At 61.9% G+C, this 236-nt stretch carries 1 pseudogene; it reads left to right on the top strand.

Features of this window, described 5'->3' with window-relative positions:
- Positions 1-39: 39 nt before the first annotated feature.
- Positions 40-236: pseudogene (locus F1735_RS38685) on the top strand (hypothetical protein); the annotation flags it as partial.

The raw sequence follows: 236 nt of genomic DNA, 5'->3' as shown, positions 1-236 counted from the left end.
CTCGTCCGGGGCGACGGCCACTTTAGCGGACCCGAATTGATGGGCATGATCGACAGCATGCCGAACATCGACTTCATCTTCGGTTTCTCCTGCAACGTCAAGCTGCACGAGATGGCTGAACCGACAACGCTTCGCGCCTGCGAGCTTTGGGTGGAGGCGCAAACCCGGGACGTGGTGCCTGGCGCGGTGCGGCTGTTCGATGAATTCACCTACAAGGCGCGCTCATGGCCGAGGGC

The organism is Massilia genomosp. 1 (assembly GCF_011682185.1).
GTDB lineage: Bacteria > Pseudomonadota > Gammaproteobacteria > Burkholderiales > Burkholderiaceae_D > Telluria_A > Telluria_A rubra.
Note: the sequence above shows the minus strand (reverse complement) of the source record. Positions and strands in the feature narration are given on the sequence as shown.